Genomic DNA, 19,161 nt, shown 5'->3' on the forward strand with positions numbered 1-19,161 from the left:
TTGGAAAGAAAGCGGAAATTTGTTATAATGAAAACGATTCTGAAAAGAATTGAGGGATTTTGGAAAGGAGACGGCATTTTGAGAGAGTTGATCACAAAAAGAAATCAGTTTGACAAGGAGCTTTTTAAGAAAAGCGTTCTGTACAACGTGAAAACACTTTACAGAAAAACGCTGGAGGAAGCCACCCCACAGCAGATTTTCCAGGCAGTGTCCTACGCCGTTAAGGACCAGATCGTGGAAAATTGGATGGAGACACAGAAGGCGTATGAGAAGGAAGACCCTAAAATGGTCTATTATATGTCCATGGAATTTCTCATGGGACGCGCTCTGGGCAATAATATGATTAATCTTCAGGAATATGGGCCTATCAAGGAGGCCATGGAGGAGCTTGGGCTGGATTTGAATTTCGTGGAGGATCAGGAGCCGGATGCGGCGCTGGGAAACGGCGGGCTGGGACGTCTGGCTGCCTGCTTCCTGGATTCCCTGGCTACCCTTGGGTATCCCGCCTACGGCTGCGGCATCCGCTATCGCTATGGTATGTTTAAGCAGGAAATTAGAGACGGTTACCAGGTAGAGGTGCCGGACAACTGGCTTGCGGACGGAAACCCTTTTGAGCTGCGCAGGCCGGAGTATGCAAAGATTGTAAAGTTTGGCGGCTATGTGGCTGTACATACCGATGAAAGAGGGCGCAACGTGTTTACCCAGGAGGGCTATCAGTCTGTAAAGGCAATCCCTTATGATCTGCCTATCGTGGGTTATGGAAACGGTATTGTAAATACGCTTCGTATCTGGGACGCCCAGCCGGTAGAGTGCTTTCAGCTGGATTCCTTTGACAAGGGAGATTATCAGAAGGCGGTGGAGCAGGAAAACCTTGCAAGAAACATTGTGGAGGTTCTCTATCCCAACGATAATCATTATGCAGGAAAGGAGCTGCGCTTAAAGCAGCAGTATTTCTTTATTTCCGCATCCGTGCAGGAGGCTGTGGAAAAATACATGAGAAAGCATGATGATATCCGCAGATTCCATGAGAAGGTCACCTTCCAGCTCAACGACACCCACCCTACGGTGGCCATTGCGGAGCTGATGCGGGTGCTGATGGACGATTACTATCTTACCTGGGAGGAGGCCTGGGAGGTGACCACCAAGACCTGTGCCTACACCAACCACACTATTATGGCGGAGGCATTGGAAAAGTGGCCCATTGAGCTGTTCTCCAGACTGCTCCCCAGAATCTATCAGATCGTGGAGGAGATCAACCGTCGGTTCATTTTGGAAATCCAGCACAAATATGAAGGGGTTCCCGGTGTAAATGTGCAGGATAAAATCCGTAAGATGGCCATTATCTACGACGGACAGGTAAAGATGGCCCACATGGCTATTGTGGCAGGCTATTCCGTAAACGGCGTGGCCCGTCTGCACACGGAGATTCTAAAGACCCAGGAGCTTAAGGATTTCTATGAGATGTATCCTGAGCGCTTCAACAATAAGACCAACGGAATTACCCAGAGAAGATTTCTGCTCCATGCCAATCCGCTTTTGGCGGACTGGGTGACGGATCACGTGGGAAGAGAGTGGATCACAGACCTTCCCCAGATTGGCCGGCTGAAAATTTATGCGGAGGATAAAAAGGCCCAGCAGGAATTTATGAATATCAAGTACCAGAATAAGGTGCGGCTGGCCAGATATATCATGGAGCATAACGGGATCGAGGTAGACCCCAGATCCATCTTTGACGTGCAGGTGAAGCGTCTCCATGAGTATAAGAGACAGCTTTTAAATATCCTTCATGTGATGTATCTTTATAACGAGTTAAAGGAGCATCCCGAGATGGATTTCTTCCCCAGAACCTTCATTTTCGGGGCAAAGGCGGCGGCAGGCTACCGCAATGCCAAGCTGACCATTAAGCTGATCAATTCCGTAGCGGATGTGGTGAATAACGACAGCTCCATCAACGGCAAAATAAAGGTGGTATTCATCGAAAACTACAATGTGTCCAATGCGGAGATTATTTTTGCAGCGGCGGATGTATCGGAGCAGATTTCCACCGCAAGCAAGGAGGCATCCGGCACCGGCAATATGAAGTTCATGTTAAACGGCGCGCTGACTCTTGGCACCATGGATGGGGCCAATGTGGAAATCGTGGAGGAGGTAGGCAAGGAGAACGCGTTTATCTTCGGCCTGTCCGCAGAAGAGGTCATAAATTATGAAAACCACGGGGGCTATAACCCCATGGAGATTTTTAACAATGACCAGGATATCAGAAAGGTGCTTATGCAGCTGATCAACGGCACCTATGCGCCCCAGGATCCGGAGCTGTTCCGCCCCTTGTACAACTCTCTGCTGAACACTCTTTCTACGTCAAAGGCGGACACCTATTTTATCTTAAAGGATTTTAAGCCCTACGCGGAGGCCCAGAAAAGAGTGGAGGCGGCCTACAGGGACGAAGCCGGCTGGGCAAAAAGCGCTATTTTGAATGTTGCCTGTGCCGGAAAATTCACCTCGGACAGGACAATCCAGCAGTATGTGGATGAAATCTGGCATCTGGATAAGGTTGTGCTGAAATCTTAAGCTTTCTTAAGAATCGAAAGTTTACGTGTCAGAAAAGGAAAAAGCTGATATACTAAGCCTGAAAAAGATGGCTCTGGCATCAGCCGGAGGATGAATTGGAAAGGGCGCAGGGCAGCATGAAAACAGAAAAAACGGGCAGGCGTCCAGCAAGGCGCCTGCTGTTTTTCTCTCTTGTGTGCGCCGTCTGCCTTACAGGCTGCGGCAAAGACAGCGGAGAATGGGAAAAAAGCGTTATAGAGGAACAGATTGTGATACAGGGGATTTCCGGAGAATACGATCTTTTGTTTCTCACAGACAGCCATGTGGTATCTCTGGGAGAAGCGGCGGAGAACGGGAGAGCACAGACGGAGAACGGGGAAGCGCAGGCTGGGACAGGAGCACAGGATGAGGAGAGCCGCCGGCAGGAGTATGCGGCTTCCAGATACGAGGGCTTTTGCGGCCAGGACGGAACCTCCTCCCAGGAAATGTTTGCACAGGCTATGGACTATGCCCGGGAAGAGGGAGTGGACGGGGTTCTCCTGGGAGGAGATATCATTGATTCGCCCTCCCAGGAAAATCTTACCTTTTTGTCAGAAGAGCTTTCCACACTTTCCATGCCCTATCTCTATACTCCCGGAAATCATGACTGGACTTATCCCTGGGAGTATATGACCAGCAAGGGAAAGCAGGAATACCTTCCCATGCTGTCCCCCTATATGGGAGGAAACACGGCCTTCCATACCTTGGATTTCGGGGAGTTTGTGGTGGCGGCAGTGGACAACAGCTCCGGACAGGTCAATCCTGAGGCATTGGAGGAATACGAGGAGGTGCTGGATCAGGGGAAGCCTGTGATTGTGCTGGCCCATGTGCCTTTTCTCACCCAGTCGGTGCTCACCAAGGCGAGAGAGGTGTGGAAAAGCGGCGTTGTCATTGGCGGAGGAAATTTCGGCGGAATCTATCCCGATGAGACCTCTCAGGAATTTCTGGAGATGACCACCGCTTCCGACAGCCCCGTGGCAGCGGTTTTGGCCGGACATGTGCACTTTTACGACAAGGATGTGATAGAAGGGGAGAAGGATGTGCCGCAGATTGTGGGAGATGCGCTCTTTCACGGCAGCGCCCTGAGGCTGCGCATTACGGGGAGGGGCTAGGAGATTCTTCTGCTTTGCGGCAGTTTTCGCCGATTCCTAACAGTAGAAACAGCAGTGTGACATTGGTAATCTGCTGGAAGCTGAACAGGTTATGGACTGTGTAGGCAAAAACGCACATACCGCAGGCGCCTATAAAATGAGAATATTTTCCATGGCCCTTTATTCCACAGCAAAAGAAACGAAAACAGGCACTGCCCGTCATTCCCATAAACCCGCACAGCCCCAAAATACCAAGATTGAGAAGAATAGTAAGCCATTCATTGTGTGTGTTAGTGAGCGTGAGACCGCTAAACTGGGCTTGGAGCAGTTCCTTTATGGGAAGACCTGCATCCTGCAGGGTATAAATCCCCATGCAGTCCGGGCCGATTCCAATGAGCTTTTTAAGGAGGGGCTGCTCTGCAAAGCAAAGGAATCCGGCTCTCCAGGTAGCCCCTCTTTTGCTCCCCCATTCCGGCGTAAAGGTAAAAACAGAATATCTGGACAGAAAGCCAATGCTGCCGGGAGACAGCGTGTTTTTCACAAGAAGTGCCAGAAAAATAATTCCCGACATAGCTATAAGGAACAGAAAAATCAGGGAGAAAAATCTTAATATCTTTGAAAAGAAAGCCTTATCAGACCATTTTCGTATAGCCAGCAGCAAAATCATCAAAAAGACAGAAGCAATCCACGGAAAAGAAGAAGCTGTAAGTAAGGAAGGAATTCCCTCCGGGTAGGTGACTGTCTGCGGGAAGAGGCTGCAAAGCAGGCTGACACCACAGCAGGCTATGCAAAATATCATCAAAACCAGCAAAAGGGAATTCAAATTTCTGCCATAAAAAGCAGAAAGGAAAAGGAGCAGAAGCATACATGCGACAAAAGTAAATATACCGCTAAAGCTGCCTTGCGTAATCAGACTGGCAAAGCCAAGAAACAGATAGCAGTATAAGAAACCGCGCCATTTTCTACAAGGATATTCCGCCCACAGGAAATAAACCACGCCAAAAAGAATGGTTACCATATAACCACAGTACCAGTTGATGTTTCCTATAAAGGCAATAAACAGGGGATTGGCGCCGTCCATAGGCACTGGATAGAGGCCAAAGCGGTTCATGCAGGCAAATAGAAATTGAACCATGGATGTGGGCAAAAGCAGTAAGGGGAGCCAAAGCTTCAGCTTCCATGCGTGCGCAATTTTAAAGTAGGATGCAGCCAGCATAAGCTGCGGCAAAAATCCCATCTGCCAGCCATCCGCTCCCCACAGGGCCTCTTCCTTATAATTGGTGAAAGCAAAGGAAAGCAGAAGGGCGAGAACATACAGAAGCGCAAACCGGTCTGTTGTGGAAAGCTTTTTAAAAAGTAAAATTCCTTTTTCCTTCAGGGTGCCGTCTCCAAGCAATAAAACCAAAAGAAACAGCCCTCCTTCTGCAAGAAGCAGGGGGAGGAGTATCCTGCAGGAGAGCATAAAAACAGCTTCCTTTGCCGTGGCAATGCCGTAATAGCCTGTTGTATAATAAAACGGGAGAACTACAATGACGATTATCATATAAAGACTGATACAAAGGTCGGTGAAGCTCTGGTATTTTATTAAAATAAGCTGCAGCAGCGAGGGCTTGTTTATAGGGCTTTCTTTGGCTAATTTATGAGACAAGGCAATACTCCTGATTTGCATGGTATAATTATATACATTATACAATAATAATTTAATGTATGCCAGCAGAACATTCCATATCAGTCAAGTATCCAACCTCAATATAGGTACTGCTACATTTAGGGCATCTATAGTTATAATGTACTGTAGAGCGATAATAGTAGTGGTAACCGGGAGCGGCATCCCCCCCATCTACTGTTCCTGGACAGACTTCTGTTTGATAAAGAACACGGCTGACTATCTGCATTCCAGCGTAGGTCATATTAGTTTTGCAATTAGAGCATAAATGACCTGATTGCTGCATTTCTGCGGAGATAGCTTCAATTTTTGCCAACGGTGCATAATCTACAGTAGCTGCACTTTCTATAGCTGTCACGTTTAGTTTCGATGAGCTGCTGATCAATAGACATACTCCTAATGCTGTCATTGCTTTAGCTAGTTTTCTTTTAATCATTATGAATTCCTCCAAACACAAAATAATAATGTATTAAAATGTTATCGCTAAAATAGCTTATTTTAAACAAGCTTATGTTCATAAAAAAGAGAATTATTGTGCACAAATAATTAAAATGGAAAGAAAGGATTTGCAGAATTAATTTCGGGGAGTTTGTGGTGGTGGCAGTGGACAACAGCTCCGGACAGGTCAATCCTGAGGCATTGGAGGAATACGAGGAGGTGCTGGAGAAAGGGAAGCCTGTGATTGTGCTGGCCCATGTGCCTTTTCTCACCCAGTCGGTGCTTGCCAAGGCGAGAGAGGTGTGGAATGGCGGCGTTGTCATTGGCGGAGGAAATTTCGGCGGAATCTATCCCGATGAGACCTCTCAGGAATTTCTGGAGATGACCACCGCTTCCGACAGCCCCGTGGCAGCGGTTTTGGCCGGACATGTGCACTTTTACGACAAGGATGTGATAGAAGGGGAGAAGGATGTGCCGCAGATTGTGGGAGATGCGCTCTTTCACGGCAGCGCCCTGAGGCTGCGCATTACGGGGAGGGGCTAGGGATATTGAAGAAGGCAGAAAATTAAAAAGAGGTTTGGCACAAACCAAACCCCTTCTTTGATGTCAAGCTGACATACCGTTCATCATTGCTTCCGTTTCCTTTTTTCCTTTATAAAAAGGGCTATGTACATTATAAAAACGGCTTCAAAAACATATGTTCCACGGGACAATGCTGTAAATGAGCCTGAGAAGTTAAAGATTGCCATTCCAAGACACAAGAAAACCAAAAGCGAAGCTATGCCAAGAATCGCTGTAAATACGAAGAACGAAGAATCCTGCACTAAAAAAATATATGCAAACAATCCAAGTGATACGACAAGGCACAGATTCCATATAATAAATTCTGTTAAGGGAACACGGAAGGTTCTGGCGGCATCCTCATCGACTTTTTGCAAAATCCAAAAGCCTGTTGCTAAAAGCGAGGGATACACCAGAAGAAACAGGCTGTTAAGAATCTTCTTCATTTTTATATCCTCCCCATTGCTTTATAGGTAATTGCGAAACTCGCTCCCTGGTATCAGAAGCTGGGCGTAATAACCAAAATAAGGGTGACTAGCCACTGCTTCGGAACCCGTTTTTGGTTATTATGACCAGCTTCGTGACTTTGTTTGCGAGTTTCGCAAACGCCTGTCATTACTTTATATTTTCTTAAAATTAACATATAATATTTTGTATGTCAATGATATTTGCAATAATATACAATTTATTCGGAAAACAATAAAAATAAAACTATGAATTTTCATTTTCAAAGGACTATAGACGATGGATAAAAAGAACATTTTTCATTGCATCCCAAGATTTCATCCTTTATAATATTACATTATGACATGAAGAAGAGGAGGAAATAGCTATGATAGAATTATTCTCAGGCGGCGCATACCTGATAAACGGCAGTGAGCTTGTGGCTGATACGCCGCAGGCGGCCCAGGAGATAAAGCAGAAAACCGGAAAAGAGGTTACCAGTAGGGAAGCGGCAAAGGCCACTATGGCCTATGGCATCTTGGAAAGCCACAATACCTCCGGCAATATGGACAAGCTCAAAATCCGCTTTGACAAGCTTACCAGTCATGACATCACCTTTGTGGGCATCATTCAGACGGCAAGAGCTTCGGGACTGACCAGATTCCCTATGCCCTATGTGCTGACAAACTGTCACAATTCCTTGTGTGCAGTGGGCGGCACCATCAACGAGGATGACCACATGTTTGGTTTAAGCTGCGCGAAAAAATATGGCGGCGTTTATGTTCCTCCTCATCAGGCTGTAATTCATCAGTATGCCAGAGAGATGCTTGCAGGGGGCGGAAAGATGATTCTGGGTTCCGATTCCCATACCCGTTACGGAGCTCTTGGCACCATGGCCATGGGAGAGGGCGGGCCGGAGCTGGTAAAGCAGCTGCTAAATCAGACCTATGATATCAACATGCCCCAGGTGGTGGGCGTTTACTTAAAGGGCGAGCCCGTAAAGGGGGTAGGCCCTCAGGATGTGGCCCTGGCAATTATCGGCGCCGTGTTCAAAAACGGATATGTAAAAAATAAGGTGATGGAGTTTGTGGGTCCTGGCGTGGCTTCCTTAAGCGCCGACTTCCGTATCGGCATCGACGTTATGACAACGGAAACCACCTGCCTGTCCTCCATCTGGGTAACGGATGAAACCATAGAGGAATTTTACGAGATTCACGGACGGAAGGAGGATTATACACAGCTGAGCCCCGGCGATGTAGCTTATTACGACGGCATGATCGTTGTGGATTTATCCGCCATCCGGCCCATGATCGCGATGCCCTTCCATCCAAGCAACACCTATACCATAGAGGAATTAAACGCAAATCTTCTGGATATTCTGGATGAGACGGAGAAGCGCGCACAGGTAAGTTTGGACGGCGCAGTGGAGTTTACCTTAAAGGATAAGGTAAAGGACGGAAAATTCCTGGTGGATCAGGGCATCATCGCAGGCTGCGCGGGCGGCGGCTTTGAAAATATCTGCGCGGCGGCGGATATTTTAAAGGGACGCTATATCGGCTCCGACGGATTTACACTGAGTGTTTATCCTGCATCCATGCCTGTTTACATGGAGCTGATTAAAAACGGCTGCGCGGCGACGCTGATGGAGACCGGCGCTGTGATGAAGACGGCCTTCTGCGGTCCCTGCTTCGGCGCGGGGGATACGCCTGCCAACAATGCCTTCAGTATCCGGCATTCTACCAGAAATTTCCCCAACCGTGAGGGCTCCAAGCTCCAGAGCGGACAGATCGCCTCTGTGGCGCTTATGGACGCCCGTTCCATTGCGGCAACAGCTGCGAACCAGGGCATTCTTACCCCGGCTACAGATTTTGACGGTGAATTTGGCAGATACAAATATCATTTTGACAGCAAAATTTATGCAAACCGGGTATTTGATTCCAAGGGCGTGGCTGATCCTGACGTGGAGATTCACTTTGGGCCCAATATCAAGGACTGGCCTGCAATGGGAGAGCTTCCCGAGAATCTGGTGCTGCAGGTGGTCAGCGAGATTCATGACCCTGTGACCACAACGGATGAGCTGATTCCTTCCGGAGAAACCTCCTCCTATCGTTCCAATCCTCTGGGGCTTGCAGAATTTACCTTAAGCCGCAAGGACCCTGAGTATGTGGGACGTGCAAAGGCCATTCAGAAGGCGGAGAAGGCCCGTATGGAGGGAAAGCAGACCTGTGAGGCGCTGCCACAGCTTAAGGAGGTTATGGCGGTCATCAACGAAAAATTCCCTGAGGCTTATCAGGCCAACACGGGCTTTGGCTCCACTATTTTTGCGGTAAAGCCCGGGGACGGTTCTGCAAGAGAGCAGGCTGCCTCCTGCCAGAAGGTGCTGGGAGGCTGGGCGAATATTGCCAACGAATATGCCACCAAGCGTTACCGCTCCAACCTGATCAACTGGGGCATGCTTCCCTTCCTGATTGAGGAGGGAGAGCTTCCCTTCCGGAATCTGGACTATCTTTTCCTGCCGGATATCAAGAAGGCTGTGGAGGAGAAGGCGGAGGTCATTACGGCTTATGTGGTGACAAAGGAAGGACTGAAGGAATTTACGCTGCGCCTGGGAGATTTGACTGACGAGGAGCGCCAGATTATTTTAAAGGGCTGCCTGATTAACTATAACAGGGTATGAGGAGCAGAAACGCTTCGGAATGGAGGAAAAAATGGAATTTAACAAACCTGTATCCAATCCTATGCTGGTGGGGGCCATAGAGCTGATGAAGGCTGAGGATACGCCGGATCACAGAAATATGTTTTTAAATGAAATGATGAAGGCGTTTTTTCTGGCTCCGGCTATCGTAGAACCGGCTCCGGAGCCTGACGAGACGGGAAAGGTAAAGCTGGCTGCGGGCAGCAAGGTGCAGTTTCCCATGCTGACCACCAAGGACGGAAAACGGTTTTTCATGGCCTTTACAGACTGGATGGAGTTAAAAAAGTGGAAGGACGAGGAAAACCAGCAGACCTTTGCCTTAAAATTTGAGGATTATGCTGCCATGCTGCTTCGAAAGGACGCTCAGGGCAATACAAGCCCGGCGCTGGGCTTTGTCATTAATCCCTATGGTGGAAATATTGTAATCTCTAAGGAGATGGCTGCGGGGCTTATGGCGGCCAGACTGGCCAAGGCAAAGGGGAAAAATCCAGAGGAAAAATAAGCTAAAGTTTTTAACAGTAAGGTCGATATACTTATTACAAAAGGCTGCCGGGCCAGCAGGCCTTTGAGTAATAAGAAATGACACCACGGATGGTAATTATGCGGGAGAAGGGATTCTCCCCATAGCTGCCATCCTTTTTTATGAGGGACAGGATGTTGGTCATAAAAAAAGTTCTATAAAGCTTCGCCGGTCTGCCAGGGAAGGCCGGGCGGCGCGGCGGTGTAGAATGGGTGCTCATCAAAGGAGCGTGAAAGGAGTTGAGAATTGATTCCAGTACCATAAACATGGGATCTGCCAGAAGCTATCAGGCTTCTGAGGTAACAGTGGGACGCTACAGGGTTACGGACTATCTGACCGGGGTGACCCTAAGCGGTACGTCGGTGGGGACTATGGTCAGCCAGGAGAAGGAAGATACTTATGGGGAAGACCAGACCTCATTGAAAGAAAGCGTCTCGGACATATGGGAGTGGAACAACCGTTTCAGCACAGCGTCATACAGAGTGACCTGGCGCAGTGAAAACAGCCGGACCATGATGGAGCTGAAAGAGTTGACCGTGCGCTATATTTTTGAGCTGCTTTTCGGCTCGCCAAAAGAGAGACGAAACAGACAGCTGTCCCAGGAAGCCCGGCAGACTGCAGCCGATACCCAGTTTGTGTCCAATGCAAAAATGATAGACTATCGGCGGGAAACCTGGAGGACGGAGTGGGAGAGTACTTCATTTTCCACGGTGGGAACCGTAAAAACCTCCGACGGAAGGGAAATCCATTTTAATGTGGAGGTGGGAATGAGCCGTGCGTTTCAGGAATATTTCAGCACGGAGCTGAATCTGGCCGCCTTTCAGATGTGTGATCCTCTGGTGATCAATCTGGACACGGACGCAGCCGCTTTTTCCGACCAGAAATTCTTTTTTGACATTGACGGGGACGGAGCTGAAGATCAGGTATCCATGCTGGAACAGGGCAGCGGCTATCTTGCCCTTGACAAAAATGGAGACGGTGTGATCAATGACGGAAAGGAGCTGTTTGGCACCGCAAGCGGAGACGGCTTCCGTGATCTTGCACAGTATGACGAGGATGGGAACGGGTGGATAGACGAAAATGACGCCGTGTGGTCCAAGCTGCAGATTTGGTGCAAGGATGAAAACGGACAGGATGTGCTTTACCGTCTGGCAGATAAGGGAGTAGGCGCCATCTGCCTGCAGAATGTCTCCACCGATTTTACCCTGAAGGGACAGGACGGGATAAGCGGCAGGATCCGCAGCACGGGCATTTTTCTATACGAGAACGGCAGTGCTGGAACCATTCAGCATGTGGATGTGGCAAAATATGAAGGGGAGGCATAGAATAAAAAGAGAATAGTATTTAGCGGGAATTGTTATCATAAAAAAGTCAAAACAAGTTTTGGTTCTAATCAGTTTCATTTTTCTACTGCCCTACATTTTTTCCATGCTCTGGTCCGGGAGACATGACACAGGCCTGAAAGGAGAGACCCAACAGTCCTTACAAGAGGATATTGTCCTTTGTCTGGAGGATGAGCGGGGAAAGCTTACCATGACAATGGAAGAGTATCTCTGCGGCTATCTGCCCTTAGTAATTCCGGTTCAGTATGAACAGGAGTGCCTTCGGGCCCAGGCTGTCCTTCTCAGGACCCAGGTGATCGGAGCGTTTGCCAGGCAGGTCGCAGAGGGAAAGCAGGAATTTATTCTGGAGGCGGATACCTATCTTTCCCATGAGCAGCTGGAGGAAATGTGGGGCGAAAATAATACGGAATATCAGGAAAAAATCAGACAGGCCGTGAGCAGCACCAGGGGAATTTATCTCACCTTTGAGGGGCTGCCCATCGAAGCCTGTTTTTTTCGTGTGAGCGCAGGGCGCACACGATCCGCAGGAACCTTTCTGGGACAGGGATACGATTATCTGGCCGCGGTGGATTGTCCCAAGGACTATCTTTCCCAGGACTACCTCACCCAGGAAAAGTACAGCCGCACCAAGCTGGAAAAGCTTCTGGGAGGAACCATTGCACAGCTTTCCTATGATGACTCCGGCTATGTGGAGTGGGTGACCATAGTCTCTTCGGATAGTGGGGAAAGCCGGGAATACACCGGTGAGTGGCTCGGGAAAAAGCTTAAGCTTTCCAGCGCCCACATCATCATGGAGGAACAACAGGACAAGGTTTTTTTTCAGGTAAAAGGCGCAGGCCACGGCTTTGGAATGAGCCAGTTTGCGGCGAACGAGATGGCTGCCCAGGGAGCTGATTATCAAACCATTCTTTCCTATTTTTTTCAAAATATTACATTTGACAAATACCTTCAGCCCTGAATAAATGCGTCTGTTTCGGCAAGACTAACAGAGAAGAAAAAAACCGTGCATATGGCGCGTTCACTGTATTTGGAAGGAAGGAATGGAAAATGAAGAGAAACAGGAAAAACAGCATAAGAAAAGAGCGGATTATCATGATCGCTTCTTCCGCATTTGTCTTGACGGCACTTACCCTGACAGGAATCTATATGAAGGAAGGAAACGTGGAGTCCAAGGATGACGGTTATACCATAGATTTTACAGCTCTGGATGAGCAGGAAAACATTACGGATATCGCCCAAAATAACCAGTCCACAGAGTCCGGCCACAGCCTGCAGGAGAATATGGAAGGAAACGGGCAGAGCGCCCTGGCCGGGGAAGAAGGTCTGGACGCACAGGATAACATCCTGCAGGATGACCAGGTCCTGGAAGACGACCTGGATTATATGCCCATGGAGGCGGGCTCCAGTCTGGTGGAAATTCCCGGGCTTACCGATGGCAGCGCTCTGACCCAGAACGAAGAGGAGCTTTTGGCGCAGGAGTCTGGCCAGGAGGATGGGGAAACGGGCAGTGAGACGGACAGCGCACAGACGGATGCCAAGGAGAGTGCAGTGATCTTAAAGGAGCTGAGCTTTTCTGAGAGTGAGGGACTGATCAGGCCGGTAAGCGGCCAGGTGCTTTTACCCTACAGCATGGATGCCAGTGTTTATTTTGCCACCCTGGATCAATATAAATACAATCCGGCTGTCATTTTTTCCGCAGAGGAGGGCGCTTCAGTTGCGGCGTGCGCAGAGGGCCGGGTAGTAAATATTTTTGAAAACGAGGAAATCGGACATGCTGTGACGCTGGATTTGGGAAGCGGATATCAGGCTACCTACGGACAGCTTGGAGAGATACAGGTGACCCTTGACAGCTATGTGAATGCGGGCGATATCATTGCAACGGTTGCGGCGCCCACGAAATATTTCAGCGTGGAGGGGAGCAACCTCTATTTTGAACTGACAAAGGACGGAGCCTGCGTGAATCCGGAAAGCTTGTTTTAGGGAGCGGAGGACATGTATATTGTAGGCGGCAGAATCAAGACCATGGCGGGAAAAGAGATACCGGAGGGCGTGATTCACATCACAGACGGTAAAATAGCGCAGATTGGGAGAAAAGGGGAGGTCGCCATTTCCCCTAAGGAAAAAGAGCATGTCCTTGTGGTAAAGGAAGGACTTATTCTGCCGGGACTGCTGGAAGCCCACTGCCATATGGGCATTACTGAGGAAAAAAAGGGCATGGAGGGAGATGACTGTAACGAGACCGTAAACCCGGTTACACCCTACCTAAGAGCCATTGACGGCATCAATCCCATGGACGCAGCCTTTGACGACGCCGTCCGGGCCGGCATCACCGCCGCCATGATAGGCCCGGGAAGCTCCAATGTGGTGGGAGGCCAGTTTGTTCTTCTAAAGACCTGGGGAAGAAGGGTGGATAAGCTGATCGTTAAGGCGCCTGCAGCCATGAAGATAGCCTTCGGGGAAAATCCAAAGGTAAATTATTCGGGGCAGAACAAAAGTCCCTGTACCCGTATGGCCATTGCTTCACTGCTTCGAGAGGAGCTGTTTTCTGCCCTGGAATACAAAGAGAAGAAGGAAAGCGCAGAAAAGAGAGGGGAATCCCTTCCAAAGGATTTTAAAAAGGAATGCTGGCTGCCTGTGCTGCGCGGAGAAATTCCATTAAAGGCTCATGTGCACAGAGCCGATGATATTTTTACTGCCATCCGCATTGCGGAGGAATTCGGCTTGAAGCTGACGCTGGATCATTGCTCGGAGGGGCATTTGATCGCCAGAGAGATCGCAGAGAGTGGATTTCCTGCTATTGTAGGGCCGGATCTCACCAGCCGCAATAAAATAGAGGTTCAGAATATGGCCTTTAAAACGGCGGGAGTGCTGAATCAGGCGGGGGTGATGACGGCCATCACAACCGATCACCCGGTGTCTTTGATTCAGACACTTCCCCTTTGCGTGGGTCTTGCGGTAAAAGCGGGACTTCCTCTGGAGGAAGGCTATAAGGCCATGACCATTTATCCGGCAATCATCTGCGGCGTTTCCCACCGCTTGGGGAGCCTGGAGGTGGGAAAGGATGCGGATATCGCCATTTATGATGGAAATCCCATGGAGATTTTTACAAAAACCCTTTACACCATAATCGACGGTGAAGTTGTGTACGACGCTTACAGGGACGAAAAAAGGACGTTGCTTTCTCAAAAAATAGTGATAAAATGAATTCATGCCGGGCCCCGTGTAAGGGGTGCCCGGAAACACAGGAGGAAAGTTTTGAAAAGATACATGGGGATTGGCCCGGCGGTCTGTGTGGGGCTGGCGGCACTGCTTCTTGGCGGCTGCACAGGGACGGACACCCAGGGAGCTTCCCAGGGGCTGTCCCGGGGAACGGTCCTGAGCATGGAGAGCACGCCGGTGATAGATTACACCCTTCCTCACTTGACGCCCAATATTTTGGTGGACAGCATCGGATATGAGGCGGGAAGGGAAAAGGAGGCTGCCGTAAAGGGGAAGGAGCTTCCGGAGACCTTTTGGCTGTATGATGCGGAGACGGGAGAGGTAGTCTACCGGGGAACCATTGAAGAGGAAAGCTGCGACCAGGAGCTTGGGCTGTACATGGGATACGCGGACTTTAGCGAATACACCGGAGAGGGGACCTATTATCTGGAATGCCAGGGCATTGGAAGGTCCTATTCCTTTTCCATACAGAAGAACTTGTACGGACAGCTTTACGAAGAGCTGTCACAGGAAATATTGGCAAGGTGCACGGAAAATACGGCCCAGGTATGGGAGGTTATGGAGCTTTTGACCGCCTGCGAGTGGTATCCCCAGCTTTTGACAGATGCAGATGAGAATCAGATACCGGATACGTTAGAGGAAATCGGACTGTGGATACAGACTGTGGAGGAAGCGGAGGCTTTTGAGGAAAATGATGCGCTCTATGCCGCGCTTCTGGCAAAATTCAGCTACGTTTACCAGAAATATGACCGTACCTTTGCAACCCAGTGCCTGCAGAAGGCCAGCCAGGTGTTTGAAAAGGCACAGAGCACGCTGCAGAAGGATACGGAAATTTTTTTTGCGCTGACAGAGCTTTTCAGGGCTACGGGGCTTTCTACATACGGAAAACAGATTCGGGATTACAGGACTTATTTTGAGAACAACACAAGCTATCTGGAGGAAGAAGAATATCTTTACGGAAGCATGACGTATCTTTCCACCAGGCAGAAGGTGGACAGAGAGCTGTGCAGCATTTTTATGGAAAAGCTTATGGACCGTGGCGAGGAGATATCGGTGCGCTGTGAGGAAATCATTCATCCGCTGGAGGCCAGAAACAATGGAGCAGGACAGCTGCTAAATCAGGCCGGACAGTTGTCATGCGCAAACTATGTGCTGAATAATTATCAGTATACAAGTGTAATAGAGAAATTCCTTCATTATCTGATGGGAGAAAATTTAGAGTCCGTCTGCTTTTATTCCCCCAAGGAGGCTCAGAGCGGCTATCTGCTTTTGTTCGCACAGCTTGCGGCTACAGCGGATATCACAGAAGGACAGACGATAGATGAATAGCGCGGATAAACGCAGAAAAGAGGATTGATTATGAAAGTAGTGGTTTTGGCCGGAGGAACAAGCACGGAGCGGGATGTATCCCTAAGCTCCGGCAGCATGATTTACAGAGCATTGAAAAAAAACGGACACCAGGCCATATTGCTGGACGTATATCTGGGATATGAAGGAAATGTGGACGGCATTTTTGAGCGGGATGAGGACTGGGCGGCCCAGGTGGGGGCCATCTCAGAGAAAAACCCGGATTTGGACGTCATCAGAGCCATGAGGCCGGACGGAGATAAAAATTTTTTCGGCCCCAATGTCCTTTCTCTGTGCAAAAGCGCGGACGCCGTATTTATGGCGCTGCACGGTGCAAACGGAGAGGATGGAAAGATACAGGCCTGCTTTGAGCTTATGGGAATTACCTATACGGGAACAGATTTTGTAAGCTCGGCCATTGCTATGGACAAGGGAATCACAAAGGACATTTTCCGGGCATATGGTATTCCCACACCAGCGGGCCTGCGGCTTAAAAAGGGGGAGAGGGAGCGGGAGAAAGTGCCCTATCCCTGCATTGTAAAGGCCTGCTGCGGAGGCTCCAGCGTTGGCGTCTCTATTGCCAGAAACGAAGGAGAGTATGAGAATGCCAAGGAGGAGGCCTTTTTGTATGACAATGAGGTGATTGTGGAGCAGTACATAGAGGGAAGAGAATTTTCTGTGGGAGTTATGGACGGGAAAGCGCTGCCGGTCATAGAAATCGCGCCAAAGCAGGGATTTTATGATTATAAAAATAAGTATCAGGCGGGAAGCACTGTGGAAACCTGTCCTGCCAGGCTTTCCAGGGAAGAGACAGAGAAAATTCAGAGGCTGGCGGAGCTTGCCTATGAGGCGCTGCGCATGAAAAGCTATGCCCGCATGGATTTTATGAAAAATGACCAGGGAGAATTTTTCTGTCTGGAGGCCAACACTCTTCCGGGCATGACTCCCACCTCCCTGCTGCCCCAGGAGGCTGCGGCTGTGGGAATGAGCTTTGAGGAGCTGTGTGAGAAAATCCTGCAGTACGCCGTAACAGATAAATGAGAGGTATGGATATGGAGCTTACCATAGAACAGATTGCAGAGGCCTGTAAGGGCAGACTGGTATGGGAGGGAAATCCCAAAGACCGCCGCAGAATCGTTTCGTGTGTGACGCTGGACTCACGGCAGATTGCGGAAAACGGAGTGTTTGTGGCCACTGTGGGACAGAGAGTGGACGGCCACAAATTTGTTTCCCAGGTGTTCGAGAAGGGGGCCTGTCTGGCCATTGTGGAAAAAACCCAGGCGCAGGTAGAGACAGAGCAGGGAGGCCCTGTGAAAGAGTGGGGCAGCTATCTATTGGTGGAGGACAGCTTTCAGGCGCTGAAGGATTTGGCGGAATTTTACAGAAGCACGCTGTCCATTCCCATTGTGGGTATCACAGGCAGCGTGGGAAAAACCAGCACCAAGGAATTTATTGCAGGAGTGCTGTCTCAAAAGTATTGTGTGCTTAAGACGGAGGGAAACTTTAATAATGAGGTGGGAGTGCCTCTGACATTGCTGCGCATCCGAAAGGAGCATCAGGCGGCAGTGGTGGAGATGGGCATCAGCGATTTTGGGGAAATGCACCGGTTGAGCAAGATGGTAAGGCCCAATGTATGCGTGATTACCAATATCGGCCAGTGCCACCTGGAAAATCTGGGAAGCCGTGACGGCATTTTAAAAGCAAAGTCGGAAATTTTTGATTTTATGGCCGAGGATGCGGCGGTGTGCTTAAACGGAGAGGATGACAAGCTGAGAGCCATTGCGCAGGTAAAGGGAAGAAAACCGCATTTCTTTGGCCTGGGTGATGAGCCGGGCCAGGAGGTTTCTGCGTCTGACATTGTGAGCAGGGGACTTTGGGGCAGTGATGCCATTTTGTATTTTGCGCAAGGCGCCGCACGATGCGGGGAAGAAAACAGGGAAGGGGAGGCAGTGGTTTCTTCAATCCCGATACACATTCCTCTGCCGGGAAGGCATATGGTGCTGAACGCTGCGGCAGCAGCCTGTGTGGGACGTATTTTAGGACTGACGCCCGAGCAGATTGCCAGGGGCATAGAAACGGTGAAGGCAGTCACAGGCAGAAACCATCTCATACGCCTTTCCCATTACACTCTGATTGATGACTGCTATAATGCCAATCCTGTATCCATGAAGGCGGCTATTGATCTGCTTGCAATGGCGGATACGGAAAAGACAGCGATTCTGGGAGATATGTTTGAACTGGGTGAGGATTCCGACGCCTTGCACCGCCAGGTGGGAAGCCAGGCGGCAAGGGCAGGAATCCACAGGATTTTCTGCGTGGGAGAAAATGCCAGACATATGTATGAAGGGGCCCTTGGGGCAGCGGATGAAAAACAGACAGTGCTTTACTTTGCTGCCAGACAGGACCTGGAAAGGGCGCTTATGGAAAGCGGAGAAAAAAACGGAGAACCCTTGATCCCCTGGGGGGATACGGTGCTGGTGAAGGCCTCTCACGGCATGGAATTTTCAGAGCTGATCAGAAAATGCTTTCTTGTTGATGAAGTACCGCTCTGAGATAATGCCGCTTACGTAGGAGCCAAGCTTTTTCCGGGTTTCCTTGTCCAGCTCATTGATATAGATGGGCCTGCAGTATTCGATGATGACTGTGGCAGGCTTTATCTTTGGCATATGATCCTCGAAAATGGCCGCAGAATTTACGATGGACATGGGAACCACGGGAACGTTTCCCTTTTCTGCGATCTTAAAGCTTCCCTCGTGAAAGGGCAGAAAGGTGTCGGGAACCTTGTTGCGGGTGCCTTCCGGAAAAATGCAGATGGAAATCCCGTTTTTTACCTTTTCCACTCCTGCCAGTATGGTCTTTAACCCCTGCTTGATATCGTCCCGGTCCAGAAACAGACAGTGGAGATTACGCATCCAGTTTGTCAGAAGGGGCCATTTGAGCATTTCCTTTTTGGCGATGTAGCCTGTGGGCCGGGGAACCCGTACATAGGTCATCACAATATCAAAGTAGCTTCTGTGATTGCCCACGTATAAGACTGCCGTGTCCTTGGGCACATTTTCCTCGCCCAGAACAATCACCCTGGTGCCGGCCAGGCGCAGAACCTGACGGAAGGCCCAGTTTACGATAGCCAGAGAGCTTTTGTCCTTGAGAGCCGGGTTAAACCTGCCAATGATCCATTCCGCAATCAGAAGAGGAATGGAGAGAATTAAAAACAGAATGACAAACAGTGCCACTATCAGAAATCGTATCAT

At 49.5% G+C, this 19,161-nt stretch carries 16 protein-coding genes; 12 read left to right on the forward strand and 4 right to left on the reverse strand.

Annotation, left to right across the window (positions count from 1 at the left end):
* The first annotated feature begins 87 nt into the window (after positions 1-87).
* The gene (locus SHK35_RS02575; RefSeq protein ID WP_442867427.1) at positions 88-2,568 is read left to right on the forward strand and encodes a glycogen/starch/alpha-glucan phosphorylase; all 2,481 of its coding nucleotides are present in this window, start codon (positions 88-90) and stop codon (positions 2,566-2,568) included.
* Between the two features lie 116 nt (positions 2,569-2,684).
* Positions 2,685-3,698 carry a metallophosphoesterase family protein gene (locus tag SHK35_RS02580; protein ID WP_318708421.1) on the forward strand — a complete coding sequence of 338 codons (1,014 nt, stop codon included), beginning with the start codon at positions 2,685-2,687 and terminating at the stop codon, positions 3,696-3,698.
* Here the strand turns inward: SHK35_RS02580 and SHK35_RS02585 are convergent.
* Both SHK35_RS02585 and SHK35_RS02590 read right to left on the reverse strand, forming a co-directional pair.
* Complete coding sequence (locus SHK35_RS02585) at positions 3,682-5,325, reverse strand: O-antigen ligase family protein (protein WP_318708422.1); 1,644 nt, start codon at positions 5,323-5,325, stop codon at positions 3,682-3,684. The genes SHK35_RS02580 and SHK35_RS02585 overlap by 17 nt on opposite strands.
* 52 nt (positions 5,326-5,377) lie before the next feature.
* Entirely contained in the window at positions 5,378-5,779 is a 402-nt protein-coding gene (locus tag SHK35_RS02590; RefSeq protein ID WP_318708423.1) for a hypothetical protein, read from the reverse strand.
* Positions 5,780-5,940: 161 nt separating this feature from the next.
* On the opposite strand from SHK35_RS02590, the gene SHK35_RS02595 reads away from it, so the two are divergent.
* Positions 5,941-6,324: a hypothetical protein gene (locus tag SHK35_RS02595; protein WP_318708424.1), complete on the forward strand. Its 384-nt coding sequence runs from the start codon at positions 5,941-5,943 to the stop codon at positions 6,322-6,324.
* Positions 6,325-6,407: 83 nt separating this feature from the next.
* On the opposite strand, the gene SHK35_RS02600 is transcribed toward SHK35_RS02595, so the two are convergent.
* Positions 6,408-6,788: a hypothetical protein gene (locus tag SHK35_RS02600; protein ID WP_318708425.1), complete on the reverse strand. Its 381-nt coding sequence runs from the start codon at positions 6,786-6,788 to the stop codon at positions 6,408-6,410.
* A gap of 386 nt (positions 6,789-7,174) precedes the next feature.
* On the opposite strand from SHK35_RS02600, the gene SHK35_RS02605 reads away from it, so the two are divergent.
* From SHK35_RS02605 to SHK35_RS02645, 9 genes are all read left to right on the forward strand, one after another.
* Complete coding sequence (locus SHK35_RS02605) at positions 7,175-9,463, forward strand: hydratase (protein ID WP_318708426.1); 2,289 nt, start codon at positions 7,175-7,177, stop codon at positions 9,461-9,463.
* Between the two features lie 31 nt (positions 9,464-9,494).
* Positions 9,495-9,983 (forward strand): SseB family protein, encoded by a 489-nt coding sequence (locus SHK35_RS02610; protein ID WP_318703658.1) that lies wholly within the window; start codon positions 9,495-9,497, stop codon positions 9,981-9,983.
* A 257-nt stretch (positions 9,984-10,240) separates the two neighbouring features.
* Positions 10,241-11,326, forward strand: coding sequence for a hypothetical protein (locus SHK35_RS02615; RefSeq protein WP_318708427.1), 1,086 nt, complete (start codon positions 10,241-10,243; stop codon positions 11,324-11,326).
* Between the two features lie 208 nt (positions 11,327-11,534).
* Entirely contained in the window at positions 11,535-12,302 is a 768-nt protein-coding gene (locus tag SHK35_RS02620; protein ID WP_318708428.1) for a SpoIID/LytB domain-containing protein, read from the forward strand.
* Between the two features lie 89 nt (positions 12,303-12,391).
* Positions 12,392-13,324 (forward strand): M23 family metallopeptidase, encoded by a 933-nt coding sequence (locus SHK35_RS02625; RefSeq protein WP_318708430.1) that lies wholly within the window; start codon positions 12,392-12,394, stop codon positions 13,322-13,324.
* 12 nt (positions 13,325-13,336) lie between these two features.
* The gene (locus SHK35_RS02630; RefSeq protein ID WP_318703665.1) at positions 13,337-14,548 is read left to right on the forward strand and encodes an amidohydrolase; all 1,212 of its coding nucleotides are present in this window, start codon (positions 13,337-13,339) and stop codon (positions 14,546-14,548) included.
* Between the two features lie 51 nt (positions 14,549-14,599).
* Positions 14,600-15,892, forward strand: a complete 1,293-nt coding sequence (locus SHK35_RS02635) for a glycoside hydrolase family 9 protein (protein ID WP_318703667.1) — start codon at positions 14,600-14,602, stop codon at positions 15,890-15,892.
* A gap of 30 nt (positions 15,893-15,922) precedes the next feature.
* Positions 15,923-16,951: a D-alanine--D-alanine ligase family protein gene (locus tag SHK35_RS02640; protein WP_318703669.1), complete on the forward strand. Its 1,029-nt coding sequence runs from the start codon at positions 15,923-15,925 to the stop codon at positions 16,949-16,951.
* 11 nt (positions 16,952-16,962) lie between these two features.
* The gene (locus SHK35_RS02645) at positions 16,963-18,462 is read left to right on the forward strand and encodes a UDP-N-acetylmuramoyl-tripeptide--D-alanyl-D-alanine ligase (protein ID WP_318708431.1); all 1,500 of its coding nucleotides are present in this window, start codon (positions 16,963-16,965) and stop codon (positions 18,460-18,462) included.
* Here the strand turns inward: SHK35_RS02645 and SHK35_RS02650 are convergent.
* Positions 18,415-19,161, reverse strand: coding sequence for a lysophospholipid acyltransferase family protein (locus SHK35_RS02650; RefSeq protein WP_318703673.1), 747 nt, complete (start codon positions 19,159-19,161; stop codon positions 18,415-18,417). The genes SHK35_RS02645 and SHK35_RS02650 overlap by 48 nt on opposite strands.

The organism is Candidatus Acetatifactor stercoripullorum (genome assembly GCF_944382095.1).
GTDB lineage: Bacteria > Bacillota > Clostridia > Lachnospirales > Lachnospiraceae > Acetatifactor > Acetatifactor stercoripullorum.